10 protein-coding genes are annotated in these 17,180 nt (G+C 34.2%); 4 read left to right on the top strand and 6 right to left on the bottom strand.

Features of this window, described 5'->3' with window-relative positions; all coding sequences use genetic code 11:
• Positions 1-4: 4 nt before the first annotated feature.
• Entirely contained in the window at positions 5-772 is a 768-nt protein-coding gene (surE, locus tag IPK88_14015) for a 5'/3'-nucleotidase SurE (GenBank protein ID MBK8244539.1), read from the bottom strand.
• Positions 773-850: 78 nt separating this feature from the next.
• Here surE and holA point away from each other — a divergent pair, with 78 nt between their 5' ends.
• The 4 genes from holA (at position 851) to topA (ending at position 12,626) form a co-directional block, all read left to right on the top strand.
• A complete protein-coding gene (holA, locus tag IPK88_14020) occupies positions 851-1,855 on the top strand; it encodes a DNA polymerase III subunit delta (GenBank protein ID MBK8244540.1) in 1,005 nt (334 codons plus the stop codon).
• 3 nt (positions 1,856-1,858) lie between these two features.
• Entirely contained in the window at positions 1,859-7,426 is a 5,568-nt protein-coding gene (locus IPK88_14025) for a hypothetical protein (GenBank protein MBK8244541.1), read from the top strand.
• 12 nt (positions 7,427-7,438) lie between these two features.
• The gene (pbpC, locus tag IPK88_14030; protein MBK8244542.1) at positions 7,439-9,769 is read left to right on the top strand and encodes a penicillin-binding protein 1C; all 2,331 of its coding nucleotides are present in this window, start codon (positions 7,439-7,441) and stop codon (positions 9,767-9,769) included.
• Between the two features lie 238 nt (positions 9,770-10,007).
• Positions 10,008-12,626, top strand: a complete 2,619-nt coding sequence (gene topA / locus IPK88_14035) for a type I DNA topoisomerase (protein ID MBK8244543.1) — start codon at positions 10,008-10,010, stop codon at positions 12,624-12,626.
• Between the two features lie 110 nt (positions 12,627-12,736).
• On the opposite strand, the gene IPK88_14040 is transcribed toward topA, so the two are convergent.
• The 5 genes from IPK88_14040 to IPK88_14060 all read right to left on the bottom strand — a co-directional run bounded on the left by IPK88_14040 (position 12,737) and on the right by IPK88_14060 (position 16,785).
• Entirely contained in the window at positions 12,737-13,039 is a 303-nt protein-coding gene (locus IPK88_14040) for a DUF1905 domain-containing protein (GenBank protein ID MBK8244544.1), read from the bottom strand.
• Positions 13,040-13,329: 290 nt separating this feature from the next.
• Positions 13,330-13,791: a hypothetical protein gene (locus IPK88_14045; GenBank protein ID MBK8244545.1), complete on the bottom strand. Its 462-nt coding sequence runs from the start codon at positions 13,789-13,791 to the stop codon at positions 13,330-13,332.
• Between the two features lie 552 nt (positions 13,792-14,343).
• Positions 14,344-15,162 carry a tetratricopeptide repeat protein gene (locus IPK88_14050; GenBank protein MBK8244546.1) on the bottom strand — a complete coding sequence of 273 codons (819 nt, stop codon included), beginning with the start codon at positions 15,160-15,162 and terminating at the stop codon, positions 14,344-14,346.
• A 243-nt stretch (positions 15,163-15,405) separates the two neighbouring features.
• On the bottom strand, positions 15,406-16,173 hold the full coding sequence (locus tag IPK88_14055; protein ID MBK8244547.1) for a class I SAM-dependent methyltransferase: 768 nt from the start codon (positions 16,171-16,173) through the stop codon (positions 15,406-15,408).
• Between the two features lie 45 nt (positions 16,174-16,218).
• The gene (locus IPK88_14060) at positions 16,219-16,785 is read right to left on the bottom strand and encodes a hypothetical protein (protein ID MBK8244548.1); all 567 of its coding nucleotides are present in this window, start codon (positions 16,783-16,785) and stop codon (positions 16,219-16,221) included.
• Positions 16,786-17,180 lie beyond the last annotated feature (395 nt).

Raw genomic sequence — 17,180 nt, forward strand, 5'->3', positions numbered from 1 at the left:
GTAATTATTTTTCGAGGTGGGTATTGGTTTTTAGTGCAGGATATATAGTCAGATCATGGCCAGATGGTACAATACTTATATATCCGTTTTCCAGGGCCCATAAATCAGTGTCATTTCCTTCATCTTCACATTTAAATTGTCCTGTAAGCCAGTAGTAAGTTTCATTTCTGGGATCTTTTCCTTCTTTGAATTCTTCTACCCAAGTTCCTTCGCCCTGTCGGCAAACTTTAATTCCTTTAATTTCATTTTTTGCCAGTTTAGGAATATTTACATTCAGTAGATTTCCATTTTTTATACCATTTTTTAGAACTGACTCAATGATATAATCAACAAATTCGGAACAAGGTCCAAAATCAGCATCAAAAGCGAAATCCATTAATGAAAATCCAATGGATGGAATTTGTTCCATGGATGCTTCCATAGCTGCTGACATAGTTCCTGAGTAAATAATATTGATTGATGCATTGGATCCATGGTTAATACCTGAGACACATAGATCGATGCTGCGGTCTTTTAGCAAGACATTTTTTGCTAATTTAACGCAATCCACCGGTGTGCCGGTACATTCATATGCTTCAATACCTTCGAACGCCTCAATTTTGTGTAGTCTCAATGGATGATTTATGGTAATCGCGTGACCCATACCTGATTGGGGAGAATTAGGAGCTACCACAACCACTTCACCATGTTTTTTAGCAATATTTACTAAGGCTTTAAGGCCTGGTGCCAAAATGCCATCATCATTGGTTATTAAAATAAGTTTTTTATTCATAAGAATTCTAAAAGAAAGTGCGAAGATACGGTTTGGAAGGTTAATTTTACGGACTAGAAGCGTTAAGAAAGGAAGTACATGGATTATAATGAAATTTTAAAAGATATATCTAAAGGTCAAGCCAAACCCATTTATTTTTTAACTGGTGAAGAACCTTATTTTATTGATAGTATTATGGATGAAGCAGAACAATCTTTGGTTCCTTTGGAACAACGAGATTTTAATTTGCAAGTGGTCTATGGGAAGGATACGCCCATAAAATTAATTTTGGAATCCTGCAGACAGTTTCCATTTATGGGAGACAGAAAACTCATATTGGTTAAAGAAGCACAGGATATTAAGGATTGGGAAGTCATGGATTCCTATTTTAAAACTCCAGTCCCAACTACTACACTAATTATAGCCTACAAAAACAAAAAGCCGGATGGTAGATCGGCTTGGGTTAAAACCGTAAAAGAAAAAACGGTCTATTTTGAATCAAAAGCCATTTATGACAATCATTTACCATCATTCATTACGAGTCAAGCTTCCAGATATCAACTGAAATTGGAACCTGAGGCTGCAACATTGATGGCCGAATATATAGGAAATGATCTCAGTCAAATTGATAATGAACTTCAGAAGTTAAAAGTAAATATTAAACCCAATGAAAAAATTACCATAGACATCATAACGGATCAAATTGGTATTAGTAAGGAGTATAATATTTATGAATTGACAAAAGTTATTTCTTCAAGAGATAAAAGAAAAATGTATCTGATAGCTAGAAATATGGCCATTTACATTAAGAACAACCCATTGATTCCAACTATAGTAACTTTATTTAATCACTTCGTAAAAATTTGGTTGACTAAAACGAATATTCAAAAATCTGATGCTGAGTTAATGGCATTGCTTAAAATTCCTTTTGCGACTTTTGTAAAGGAATACAGGGAAGCAGCAAAAAACTATAATAATGAATCCATTCTGCAGGCTATCCACATCTTAAAGGAGTATGATTTAAAATCTAAGGGTGTAGATGTACATAATGTTAATCCTGAAGATTTATTTATTGAAATGATGTTGAAAATTTCTCAAATATAAAATATGAAAATACTGAATCAAGTGAGTCAATTATTTTGGTTGTACATCTTTGTTATCATTAGCATTGGTTGTGGTAAAACTAAAACTACGGATATTAAAAGTAATCCTTATGCTTATAAAGAATATGTAAATGGTTTTACAGCTAATGCTATTAAACGATCTGAGCCCATAAAGATATTATTTAATAGACCAGCTGTAAAGGAGGATCAAATCAATAATGCAGTAACCAATGATATCGTTAGCCTTTCACCTCATTTAGCCGGAGAAATAAAGTGGCAAAATGAATTTACATTGCTTTTTATTCCAGATCAAAAAAATATTGTTTCGGATCAAGTCTATAAGGTTGAAGTAAATCTTAAAAAGATTTTTAAAGAGATTCCCGATTCTATCCAAACTTTAAAGTTTGATGTTATTTTTGCTCCAATTGAAGTGAATGTAAATTTAGGCTTCTTGAGGTATGATCCAAGCCAAGTCGATCGTATGAAATTGGAAGGCGTAATCAACACAACAGATCCAATAAGTGAAGCTGAACTCAATGCAATTTTTGAATTAAAAAACGAAGGGAACAACAAAATTCAAACATCAATTACAAGCAGACCAAATGTTAGTAATGAGTATTTAATTTCATTTACCAATATTGAAAGAAGTACAACATCTTATCCATTAGAAGTGATTTGGTATGAAAAACCAGAGTTTAAAGCGAATAAACAGCAGCAATTATTCACAGTGCCGGCAAAAGGTTCCTTTACAGTAACCGGGGTGGATGATGGGACCAATAATGGTAAAATGTTACAAGTTTATTTTTCTGATCCTTTGAATCAGAATCAAGACTTAAATGGTTTAGTTTTAATCAAACCCGATTCAGCTAAATTTGATGTTAAAAGGGAAAATGATTTATTACTCATTAATCTTTCAGATTCATGGCTAAGCTCAGCTGGGTCCCTTATTCTTGATTCAAAACTTTCAAGTGAAAAAGGTATTCCTTTGGGAACTCAATTTGAATATCAATTTAATTTCAATGAGGAAAAACCTAAAGTAAGATTTGTATCAGATGGAAATATCTTGCCCTATGTAGATGATGTTAGGTATTCTTTTGAAGCCATCAATTTAAATAAAGTAGATATTGAAATATTTAAAATATTTTCGAATAATGTATTGTATAATATGCATTCGGAATATCAGGATGATGTATATAATATGGTTAAATTAGGAAGAATCATTCATCAACAAACTTTGATACTTGATAATGAAGGTCAAGGTTCCAATAGAAACACCTGGAAGCGGTATGGATTGGATTTGAGGAAAATGATCGAACCTGAACCGGGAGCCATGTATGAAATCAGAATAGCATTTAAACCACAGTATTCCAATTATACATGTGCTAAGGAAAAAAAAGAGCTTACCATGAATTCTTATGATGATTTTTCCGGTACTGAAGAATTTAAATCCATTTGGAGTCCATGGGGAAATTATGAATATGATCGAGATCCAAGTGAAGAGTATTGTTATAATAATGATGATCCTTGCTGTCCTTCATATTATTGTGCACAAAATTTTGCAAGAAGAATTTTATTGGCTTCAAATATTGCCATGATTGCAAAAACATCTGCAGATGGCGGACAGTCTTTTGTTATGGTCAACAACATCTTAGATGGTAAACCAGTGTCTGGAAGTGAAGTTATTTTTTATGATAATCAATTACAAATATTAGGCACCTCAAAAACGGATGGGAAGGGTATCGTGATGCCTGATATGAAACAGCAAGCAAGATATGTAGTTGCTAAAAATGGTAAAAACTTTGCTTACTTAAAATTGAACGAAGGTACCTCTTTATCTTTAAGTGAGTTCGATGTCAGTGGAATAAAATCTAAGTCCGGAATGAAGGCATCAATCTATACAGAAAGAGGTGTATGGCGACCAGGAGATACCATTTATTTAAATTGTATATTAGCTCAAAAAGATATAGCTATTCCAGAGACATTTCCAATTCAATTAAAAGTTAAAAACCCTAAAGGCCAGGTTGTGTATTCAGAGTGGATGTCAAATCATTTGTTTGGATTGTATTCATTTAAGATACCTACGCGATATGATGCTATAACTGGAGCATATACTGCAACGATAACAGTTGGGCTTTCAGTTTTTGAAAAAAGATTAAATATCGAAACCATAAAACCCAATCGTTTCAAAGTAGATTGGGTCCTTAAAGATGATTTGAATAGTGAATCCAACAATGGGGGTACATTGACTGCTAGTTGGTTATTTGGAAATCCAGCATCTAAAATGAAAGCAAAAGTTGATTTAACTTATTCTGTTGTATCACCTAAATTCAAAACATTTACAGACTACGTGTTTTTAGATCCTGAGAAAAGCCATGTTTCAGGAACAGCTACACTTTTTGAAGGAACCTTGGATGCAAATGGTCAAACTACTATTAATTATCAAAACCTGGATAAAGAGTTGTTAAATGGGAAAGTAGCTTGCACATTTACTTCAAGGGTGTTTGACCCGGGAGGGGATATGAGTACAGATTATTACGTAAAGGAAATTTCGCCATTCAATGAATATGTGGGTGTTAAGATGCCGCATTCTGACTATGGTAATAGACTCAATTTGAACGAAGATCAAAGTGTGCAATTTGTGGCTTTATCTTCTACGGGTAAACCTGTAGCGAATAGAACATTGACCATAGACTTATATGATGTTAGATGGGAATGGTGGTATGAAGTCAGGAATTACAGTGGACAATATTCACACAATGATTTTAGAAAATTAATAGAGTCTAAAAAAGTAACAACGGATCAAAACGGTATCGCTACAGTGGTTTATAATTTAAAAAATTATGGTCGGTATTTTATCAAAGCGACGAACACCCAAAATGATTATTCTGCGGGAGATTATTTTTATACCGGTTATCCATATGATGAAAATGATAAGTCAAAAGAGTTTATTTCTATTTTGAATTTTACATCTGATAAACCTGAGTATCAAGTAGGGGAAAAAGCTGTTATCTCTTTACCCGGAGCGTCACAAGGGAATTATATTATTTCTGTAATTCGGGAGAATAGAATTTTAAAACATTATCAAGTTGGAGCTAGTAAAGAAAGAACATTTTTTGAATTAGACATTACCAAGGAAATGATGCCCAATGTCTATCTTGATGTTAGTTTCATTCAACCAGCAAGTGGATTGAAGAATGATCTTCCATTGAGAATGTATGGTGTGATATCGATCAAAGTTGAAGACAAATCACTTAAATTAAATCCAGTCATCTCTTGTTCGGATTTGTTCAGGCCCGAGGAATCCTTTGAAGTTGAAGTCAGTGAACAATCCAATAGGACCATGGCATATCAACTTTTTATAGTTGATGAAGGCTTATTGGGATTGACAAGATTTACAACACCAAATCCTTATTCAGATTTATTTCAGAAGGAAGCATTAACGTTGATGACATGGGATAATTATGATCAAATAATAGGTGAATTGGGCGAAGGATTTTCAAAAATGTTTAGCATTGGTGGTGATCAGGCAATGTCGACGGAAAACATTGCGAAATTGCAACGATTCAAACCGGTAGTGTTAAAAACAGAACCACAAATATTAAAGTCCGGCGAAAAACGCAAACACAAGTTTACCATTTCAAATTATGTAGGATCTGTCAGAGTTATGCTCATATCAAATAATACAGAAGCATACGGTTCTTCAGAGAAAACGGTTCCTGTGAAAAAAGAGTTAATGACACAATTGACTTTTCCTCGAGTTGTAGCAATTAATGATGTATTGCAAGTTCCGGTAACTGTTTTTGTTTCTGAAAACAATATTAAAAATGTAGAGGTAAGCTTAAAGACATCAGGTCAAATAGAAATTGTTGGTGACCGTTCAAGAACGATTTCTTTTAATCGACCTGGTGATCAAACCATATATTTTAATGCCAAAGCCAATTCGAAAATAGGAGCGAGTAGTGTAGAAGCGGTTGTAAAAAGTGGTTCATTTCAAGCCCAAAATAAGGTAACTTTTTTTGTAGATAATCCCAATCCAATTACACAAGAAGTCAAATCTTATTGGCTGGAACCAGGTGCTACAATAAATGAAAAAATCCAACCTTATGGCATGGAAGGTACTAGAAAAGTCAAGATGAGTGTATCAAGTTTAGCTGGTTTAAAAGTCTCAAGTTATATTGATCAATTACTACAATATCCACATGGATGTGTTGAGCAAACAACCTCTGCTGCCTTTCCTCAATTGTTTTTAAATCAGTTTATGGAATTGACTTTAGATCAGAAGAAACATGCTGCCGATCATGTTCAACAAGCAATTAATAAGTTGCAATCCTTTCAATTAAGAGATGGTGGATTTTCATATTGGCCAGGAGATAATGAAGCTTCTGATTATGCCAGTTCATATGTTGGACATTTTTTAATTGAAGCGAAGAATAATGCCTACCAAGTACCAGAAGACATGTTGAAATCATGGTATGCATATCAATCAAAATTAGCTCGAAATTATTCACGTGACTTGTATAAAAACAAATCACAATATTATGATTATAATGATTACGAATTTATTCATGCTTATAGACTTTATACTCTATCGCTTTATGGGAAGCCCGATTGGAGTGCTATGAATCGTTTAAATGCATTGGATGGTAGAAGTGATATGACGACTTGGTGTTTAGCAGGAGCTTATGCATTGGGTGACAAAAAAGATATTGCAACTAAAATCATTTCAGGATTGAAGGAAACAATAGGTGTATATAGAGATGATTATATTTCATATGGTTCCAACAATAGAGATGAAGCTATTATAGCATTAGTTCTTACCGGATTAGATCGTCGATCTGATGCTTCAAAAATATTAAGTAAAATAAGTAAACGTATTACAAACCGTTCTTATTTATCAACTCAAGAAATGGGAATGTTGTTACTAGCTGCTTCTAAAATTAATAGTTTCAATAAAGCTAGTTCCGAAATGAAATTTAGTTACGAGTGGAACGGTGATAAAAAAGATATTAGCAGCAAATATTCTGTTTATGATGTAGATTTTAAGTCGGAGGAATCACAAGTATTTCATTTTACTAATAATTCTTCAATAGCTGTTTCTGTTGATATTATTCAAAGTGGAAAATCTGTCAGTGTTGCAGAAACAAATATTTCCAAAGTGATTAAAATTCAAGTGTCATATGTGGACAAGAATGGGAAGCCAGTCGATTTGGATAAACTTATTGCAGGTGCTGATGTTGAAGCGCAGATAAGGGTTTCTCATGATGGGTCGTTGGGGGCTTTGCACAATTTAGCATTGACGACTGTTTTTCCATCTGGATTTGAAATCAATAATTCAAGAATTGGCGGTCTTAATTCAATCCATAATAAAATAGCATATCAAGATTTTAGAGATGATCGAATTATGCATTATTTTAATTTGAATACCAGTGAAGTTCTTAATGTCAGTATTCCTTTAACAGCTGTCTATGCCGGGACTTATCTGGCACCGGAAATGTATTGTTCTGCTATGTATGATCCAACCGCATATGCAAGGGTTAGAAGTGGTAGTGTGCGCATAAGTCCGAGTAAATAGCTTACTCAATAAATGAGTTTGTTGAAAATTGTCATTATAGGATTTTTTCTATTGTGGTTTGGTTCCATTATTGGTGCTCATTATTTATTTGATGAAGTAAGTTATTCTCCGGTGCTCTATGATCGAAATGGTGTACTATTGGGAGCAAAAGTTGCTAAGGATGGGCAATGGCGATTTCCAGTGAGGCAAGCATTGCCAGAGTCTTATATTCAAGCAGTAACTGTGTTCGAAGATAAACGATTTTTTTATCATTTAGGTATCGATCCAATAGCAATAATACAGGCATTGTATAAGAATATTACAAGGCGAAAAATTGTCAGCGGAGGTAGTACGATCACTATGCAAGTGGTGCGTTTAGCTTTAAAGACCAATCAACGTACGATAATCAATAAAATCATTGAATCATGGCTGGCAACAGGACTTGAATTTTTGTATTCTAAAAAGAAGATTTTGTTTTTCTATTCTCAATTAGCTCCTTACGGTTCGAATGTAGTAGGAATAGAATCTGCAATGTGGAGATATTACAGTAAGGATGTATTGGATCTGAGCTGGGCAGAAGCTTCATTGCTAGCGGTCTTACCTAATCAACCATCCATGTTACATGTTAATCGAAATAGAAGTTTGCTCAAAATAAAGCGTGATCAATTATTGAACAAATTACAACATAAAAAAATTATATCTTCAGAAGAATATGAATTGGCATTATTAGAGCCCTTACCGGATAAGCCTAATCCACTACCGAAAAGTGCACCTCATTTGTTGGAATATTTAATTCAAAAATATCCTAAGAAATATATTTTTAATTCAACTATTGATGATCGCATACAGAATGATGTAATACAAAAATCAAGAGATGTTCATAAGCAACTTTTGCAGAATGAGATTCATAATCTTGCCGTTTTGGTAGTTGATAACAATACGGGAGAAATTATTTCTTATTTAGGAAATTCAACGGATAGTGATTCGGCAAAACAGACTGCAAACACAATGGTAGATATGGTGAATACCCCAAGAAGTTCCGGTAGTATCCTGAAGCCATTATTGTATGCAGCTGCAATGGATCGAGGTTTAATAACCCCATGTTCAGTCATTCCTGATATACCCATTTTAATCAATGGATTTCGTGCAGAGAATTTTTCACGTCAATATCAGGGATTAGCAAGTGGCATAGATGTCATTCAAAAATCCTTAAATGTTCCGAGTGTTTTGTTGTTAAAAGATTATGGCATACCAGCTTTTTATTTAATCTTGAAGAAACTTAAATTTTCTAATTTGTTTCGCCCTGCTGATGATTATGGATTGTCATTAATATTAGGAGGGGCTGAGATCAACATGAAAGATTTAGCATGGGCGTACTCTTATCTAGCTAACACCAATAACCAATTTGCTAACACAAAAAACACCTATCCCGATATTGATTCTTATCAATTGTCCATTTTATTAGGAGAACAAAAAAATGGTATAGATAGAACTCAAGCTCCACCGGTATTTTCTGTTGGATCCATTTACAATATGTTTAATACCATGAGTGGTAGCTCTTTATCCGATGGTAAAAAAAACAATCATGGTATCGCATGGAAAACCGGTACATCATTTGGATATAAAGATGCCTGGTGTGTTGGTATAACACCGCAATACACCGTAGTTGTTTGGGTTGGAAATTCGAATGGAATGTCAAGACCCGGATTAATAGGTGCGCATGTTGCGGCACCATTAATGTTTGATATTATGGAAGCTTTGCCGAATACCAAGGAGCTTGAAATTCCATATGATGATTTGAAGTTTACAGGTCTTTGTCGTCAATCTGGATTTTTGCCTAATCCAAATTGTAAAGACATTGATTCTTTATTTGTTCCAACTCCTTGCCTAAAATCAAAACAATGTCCCTTTCATGAAACCTTGCATCTAGATACTTTAGGTCAATATCAAGTATATAGAACTTGTGAACAGTATATCATTGATTCCAGTTTTTATATGTTGCCTCCGACCATTGAATATTTTTACAAATTAGGGCATCCTGAATTACCTCAAATTCCAGCTTACAGATTCGATTGTTTAACGAATCAAATCAACGGATCGAGCCCATTAGCATTTATTTATCCTGATAAGGGTGCCCAAATAGTGACGCCCATAGATTTGAAAAACCAAGAGCGAGATGTGGTATTTAAAGCTACACATCGTGATCCTCTGGCCACTGTTCAATGGTTCATGGATGAAACTTATATTGGAGAGACGAAGGGTCAGCATCAAATCAGTATTAATCCTTCAAAAGGAGTCCATATTTTTATGATTATGGACGATTTAGGACATTCATCCATGATAAAGGTTGACGTGTTGAAGTAAATGTTACACCATTGTGATTTATACTTTAGTTCAATATATTTAGGTGTAATGCCGAATGAAAAAAAAATTTATCTTCTAAATTTGGATTAATTTGTTTTTCACTTCGGTATTTCTAAGGGTTTTACCTGATTTTTTATGTCTAATGAGTTGATCTTCAAGTGTGATTCCATATAGAAAAACTTTGATTTGATAAAAATATGTAGCTTTGCCGCAATTTTTAAATACCAGTATCCAAAATATGGCTAATAAACTCCTCATAGTAGAGTCACCAGCAAAAGCGAAAACGATTGAAAAATTCTTAGGTAATGAATTCAAAGTGAAGTCTTCATATGGCCATATCAGAGATCTTGAGAAAGGATCAAAGGGAATAGATATTGAACATGAATTTCAGCCAAGCTACATCGTTTCGCCAGATAAACTTAAGGTAGTCAAGGAGTTAAAGGATTGGGTAAATAAAGTAGATGAAGTGTGGTTAGCGACGGATGAGGACCGAGAAGGAGAAGCCATATCGTGGCATTTGTGTGAAGTATTGGGTCTAGATCCAAAAGTCGTTAAGCGTATTGTATTTAGAGAAATAACAAAGACAGCTATTCAAGCTGCGGTCAAAGCCCCAAGAACTGTGGATCTTGATTTGGTCAATGCCCAACAAGCAAGAAGGGTACTGGACAGATTGGTAGGATTCGAATTATCAGAAGTATTGTGGCGAAAGGTCAAAAATAAACTCTCCGCAGGTCGCGTACAATCTGTAGCTGTTAAGTTAGTAGTAGATCGTGAACGAGAAATCCAGGACTTTAATAGTTCGGCTTATTACAAAGTGGATGGTACTTTCTTGGTAAAAAAAGATAATCAGGATGTGTTATTAAAGGCTACATTAAATAGTCGGTTCGACACGAACAAGGACGCGCAGCAATTCCTCGAGTCGTGTATTGGATCAGAATACAAAGTAGAGAATATTGAAGTTAAACCTGTAAAAAGATATCCGGCACCTCCTTTTACAACATCAACCCTTCAACAAGAAGCCAGCCGTAAAATGGGATTTGGGGTGAATCGAACCATGTCAGCTGCACAAAAGCTCTATGAAGAAGGCCATATTACTTATATGCGTACAGATTCTACCAGTTTAAGTGTAGGCGCATTGCAGTCCATGGCAGATGAAATCAACCATTTGTTTGGAGAAAAATATGTAAACACAAGACAATATAAAACCAAGAATAGTAATGCTCAGGAGGCCCACGAAGCCATACGTCCTACATATATGAATATTAGGAATGCCGGAGACACTACAGATCAACAAAAACTCTATGAATTAATATGGAAGCGTGCCATGGCTTCACAAATGTCGCCAGCGGAATTAGAGAAAACAGAAGTTAATATTGGTATTTCTAAAAACAAACAATTCCATTTTGTTGCTGAAGGTGAAGTATTGTTGTTTGATGGATTTTTGAAATTATACATTGAATCTTCTGATGAGGAAGATGATGAACAAGCTGGAATGTTGCCGCCACTTAAGGTGAATGACAAATTACCGAATAAAGTCATTACAGCTACAGAGCGATTTACCAGATCAGCGGCTCGTTATACTGAAGCAGGTTTGATTAAAAAACTGGAAGAGTTGGGAATTGGTCGACCATCTACGTATGCTCCGACCATTAGTAAAATCATGGAGATAGAACGCGGATACGTTGTCAAAGAATCCAGGGAAGGGGTGATCAGAGAATACAATATGTTGACATTGCAAGATGGCAAAATCAAATCGAGCAAAGAAACAGAAAACACGGGTGCCACAAAAAATGTATTATATCCAACTGATATTGGAATGATCGTTACCGATTACTTGTCCAATCATTTTGGAGAAATCATGAACTATGGATTTACAGCAGAAATTGAAAAAGATTTTGATGAAATAGCAGATGGTAAGCGCAATTGGGTGAAAATGATCGATGAGTTTTATTGGCCATTTCACAAAGGTGTCGCTAAAGTCATGGAAGAAGGTGAGCGAGCACGTGGACGCAGAGATCTGGGGCTTGATCCAGTGTCAGGGCGGAAATTGATCGTACAGTTAACCCGTTTTGGTCCTGTAGTTCAGATCGGTGATATTGATGAACTGGATGAAAATGAAAAACCCCGATATGCCAATCTTCGACAAGGTCAAAACATGGAGACCATCACTTTCGAAGAAGCCATGGATTTATTCAAGCTTCCAAAAGATCTTGGACAACATGAAGGACAACCCGTAATTATAGGCGCAGGTCGATTTGGTCCATATGTCAAATTTGGTGAACAATTTATTTCTATACCGAGAGGCATGGATCCTTTGGAATTAAGTTTGGAATCTGCCATTGAATTAATTCAAGGTAAGCAAGCAGAAGATGCTCCTATGGGATATTATAAAGAGCTTCCAATCACAAAAGGAAAAGGAAGATTCGGCCCTTTCATCAAGTGGAATGGTATGTTTATCAATGTACCAAGGCGGATTAATTTAGATACCATAACCATGGAAGAAGCCATTCCATTAATAGATGCGAAAGAAGTTAAAGAGTCAAATCGATATATTCATAATTGGGTTGATGAAAAAATAAGTGTAGAAAATGGACGATGGGGACCATATATTAAATTTGGTAAAAAAATACTACCCATTCCAAAATTCAATGATCAAAAAGTGACTTCTGAGATTGCTGCAACCATGGGAATTGATGATTTTAAAAAGATGATCGAAGCCCAAATTCCTGGAGCTTTTGAAAAGAAAGTACGGGCAAAATCCGCAGCTAAAGCGAAGACCACAACAGCCAAGCCAAAAGCTGCGGCTAAACCTAAAGTGACAGCGAAGGCGAAAGCAACTACTGTTAAGAAGAAGTAATCTTTTTAATTATCGTTTGGGTACAGATTGCACTTGTTCCATCTGGAGCGTCTAGAATCTTGATTCAAACTGGGTCTTTTAATTAAATCAAAAGATAAATTTCTATATGCTTATATCCATATCGTCAGATTTAGAATTTCACCTAGATCTATTTTTTCTTTTTTTCTAATTTCAGATTTCAAGGGTAATAAATAAGTGTTCATTTTTGAGTCAAACCATATGGCGGTTTGCCATTCCGTATTACCTAATTTTGCTATTGCCTTAAGTCGTCCCCAACCTTCTTCTTCGTTCTTGAAAGTATCTCTAATTTCTTTAGACATTTGATCGGGAAGGGAAACAAATACCCAACCAGCAGGACCTGAGTATTTCCAAGGCATTGCATTGAATTCGTATTTTATTCCTTTTGCTTCCATTTTTTTAAATGTTGTGCTTGTATGAAATGTTAAAACATTATTTATCTCACTTTCCATTACTTAGTACTTTCTTTTCTAAATCTAATTTCAATTTCACAGTAAAATGCCAAGTCAAAAAAATAAATTTTTGTATTTTTTAGACACTATTCAGGTAACAATAAAATAGGTTTGTTTTTGTCATCATTTTTGCAAAAAATCAGGCAAAAATGCCGCCAAAAACATTAAACTTTTAACTTGTACGACGGATTTTATCCGTCGCAAAATATGGGTCGCCCCTACAGGGCTAAGACCTAAACAGTTACATTATTTAGCAATAAATTAAATATACGGCGAATAATTTCAGGATAGCTCATAAGACACATAACAAGGCCACAACTGAATAAAATAATAGGCAATTTGCCGGGTTGTTCATCCTCTAATGCTGCCCTTCCTGTTGACCTAAGTTTATCGGGTTTAATCCAGATTTTTACTTCCTGACCAATTTCATAAGGGCAGGGTAGTGGATAACCATTTGAGTAATATTTGAATATTCCTCCAGTTCCAGTCTTCGCAATATAATCTACCACTAAACAAACCGATTCTTTATTCCATGGGTCTTTGTAAGTGTCAACTACAGTCCCGGTTGTTTCATAGCCATATTTCATAACAATCTGCACATGATATTGCTTGTAATAAGCAAAAATCAAACAGTAGGTACCGGCAAAAGCCAGTATTGATAATACATATGGTGGCAGAATATCAAACAAGTTCATTATAATTTTTATGTTTTTTTGAATATTAGAAGCTTTTTAGAAGTTAGCATCACAAATTTAATACTGATTTTTGTTTTTATACGCCATGACTAATAATTATTTCAAGGGTTATTGAAATTATGACTTCATGGTTTTTGGGTTTATAAGTCGCAATATTATTTTAAGAATTGGTTGATATTGAATAGGGTAGTTTATCAAATTAAAGTGAATAAATCGCTTTAGATATAAATTTCTAATTTCAACTTGATTCAATAATTAGTTCGTACTTTTCAATTTAAAAATTCAAAGTTAATCAACAGTTCAAGTAATTGATTTAACTAAATAAAATGAAAATTGAGGGAAATCCATTAACTATTGCCAAAATTGAAACTTGCTCTCTTCCATTTTCAAGGGAAAGGTTGGGGATGGGTTTACTGTATACTCAATTTGATTTACTGAATTCAAATTCTGTAAATTAAATTTTAAAAATCAAAACTTGGATTACTTATTAATACTCATTTCATTTTTCTTAACGACACTGGTATCAGTTACCATTATTATAAAATAGCTATGTTATTGTGATTTCTGTTCGATTTCTTTGTATTTGGTTTTATATTCGTCACCTTTCAATTGGTCTCCTTTCAAATAGCACACATCGCTGATGTATTTATAAAATTTTACCAAATCCTTATGTTCCTCACCGCGTTGAATGATTTTATTTTTTAATGCTTTTTCAAAATATTCCAATGCAGTATCAAATTCTTTAGACTCTCTATAGGTATTCCCAAGGCCTACATAAGATTCAATAATTTCTGCGCTGTTTGGTCCAAAGACTTTTTCCCTGATCGATAGTGCCTTTAAATGTGCATCAATGGATAGATCATAATCTTTATTGTTGCGATGGACATTGCCTATGTTGCCATAACTCGTTGCCACGTCGGCATGGTTTGCTCCAAGTTTAATTAATCTAATGTTGAGCGCTTTGTAATGGTAAATTAAGGACTGTTCGTAATTTTCTTCCGCATTATAAATGACGCCCAAGCTAATATACGTCGTTGCAATGTCCAGATTATTTGCATCAAGTGTTGAAAGTCCCGTTGATAAAGCCTTATTTAAATAGGTTTTAGCAAGTTCATATTGATCTTGCCTCGTTAAAATAATTCCTATTTGATTATATGAGTCTATTAATTTTTCAATGTTCCCTTGTTTATTGAATTCGGCAGATGCTTTTTCATAATAAACTATGGCACTGTCAGGTTTCATGGTTTTCCTAAATTCGATTGCTTGCTGCAGATAGGTATCAGCTAGTGCATTACTTTGTCCACTTGCATGGTACAATGAGGCTAGTACAATTAAAGCGGATGTAGAAATATTTTTTAATGTTGTCATCATTGGAGAATTTTAATAGTTATTATTTAAGAACCTCTATACTTTGAGGAACGATTAAAAGGTTTTATTACAACAATAAAAAAGTTGATTAATTGTCTGAAAATAATACTAAATTTTCAAAAGATTCAATATTTCTGTATAAAATGATGTTTGTGTCTGTTGTTTGAGCTTTTAGGGATCCACTGGATTATTTTTAACATCAAACCGAATTTAAAAACACGATGATTTTTATCAACGATTATTTTATTAAGGAGTTGAAACTATAAGTCTTAAGGCACAAGTAAAATAGGCTTGTGTTCTAAAATGACCATATTTTCTATCCCAATTCCCGTTTTCCAAATCCATTTTTAATCGTTCCACAAGTTCTGCCTGTACTTCGTTTGGGATAAAACCCCAGGCAGATTGGGATAATCTTACTTCAGGTTCCAAAAACGCCTCAGGTCTGCCATAAAAGGCCTCCTGAAAGCCATCTTTACAGTCTAAGGGGATGGGTATAGGAATAACCTTGCAATTGCCACCAAGCCCCCTTTTAATAAAATCAATGGTTGGATAGCGTGCTTTTTCAACTTCAATAACTTTAGGAAAATATGCTGCATTCCAAAATTGATCAAGTTGATCCGGGTCAAAGGTCATGACGATGACTTGCTGTCTTGCAACTCTTCTTAATTCTTGCAGCCCTTTTTCTATATCCGGCCAATGATGAATGGTGATCATTGCCATTGCAGCATCAAAGGAGTTGTCATCAAATGGAAGCTGGTCAGCAGATGCGATAATAGCCGGAACTTTTTGATACTTCATTCGTTGTTCACGCATGGCTGATGAAGGTTCTACTGCGATAATGTATTTATCAGGTGGTTCATAGGATCCGGCACCAGCACCAACATTAAGAATTGTTTTAGCGTCCTCCAATTGTTTATAAATATATTCCGCTATGCGTTCATCTGTTTGTCTATAAGTTGAATATTTATTTCCGTATTTGTCGTAGTTAAATGCTGGGTTGTCTATTTTTATCATCTTGGGTAATTATTAAATCAGTTTTTAATTGACGATTGTATTTTACTAAATGGATTCGTAGTAAAATTTAGCATATTTTTTTCTAAGAATTTGAACCATTTCTTCAAATCTTGTATTTTCATTTTTACAAGATATCATGAATTCATATTTGTGCTCAATTGAATTGTGTTTAAAAAAAAGCCAGCTGTCATTTGTTTCAGGAGGTACTGTTTCTTTATGAGCATAATGCAAAGTTGAGCCTCTCGAAATCTTGAAATTTTCAATTTCATTAATTGGATAAAAATTTGAAATCCCATCGTTTGATGTAATTCGTAAATAATCTGAAGAAATTTCTAATGTGCCTTTTCGTTTGTAATTCTTTGTATATGCGTATAATACTCCTGCAATGATTACAAAGAAAATAAAAGCAGCAAAAAAAATCCTTGGGTTTAGATTAAAAAGTTCTATTACACTAGGGTTAACGTGATCGGAAGTTCTTGACTTTGGACGAAAAAATAAAAAAAATAATAAAAAACAAACAACATAAAGTGTGTACCTCAATGGCCTAAATTTAATATAGAGGCTTGAATCAATAATAGTTAATTGAAGGCTATTTAATTCACTATCGTCCATAGAATGTAATTTTTTTTATTTTGTGTTCATAAAGCTTATAGATAAGTAGACTCTGTTCACTATATTTTTCAGGCTAAGATAATAAAAATCTAAGACTAAGGATTTTGACCTAAGTTTCTTGGTTATTTGGACAGTTGCAAGGTCGATTTCAAGTCGAACAGTTTGTCTTGTTCGTAAAGCGAGAACTCTGGTTAATGGAACATCAATAAAGGAAAAGACCTTGATTATTTAATTGTTTTTAGTGATATACTTTTTTGCATTTTTCATATACTTTTTCATATTCGGGATATTCAAATACCCATAACTACAATTACCTTTTAAAATCCTTTTCCTTTAATTTGATACCCTTATCAACAGTATATCCATATTGTATTATATTTGATGGGGGTCGAAAA

This window comes from Candidatus Defluviibacterium haderslevense (genome assembly GCA_016712225.1).
GTDB classification, from domain to species: Bacteria; Bacteroidota; Bacteroidia; order Chitinophagales; family Saprospiraceae; genus Vicinibacter; species Vicinibacter haderslevensis.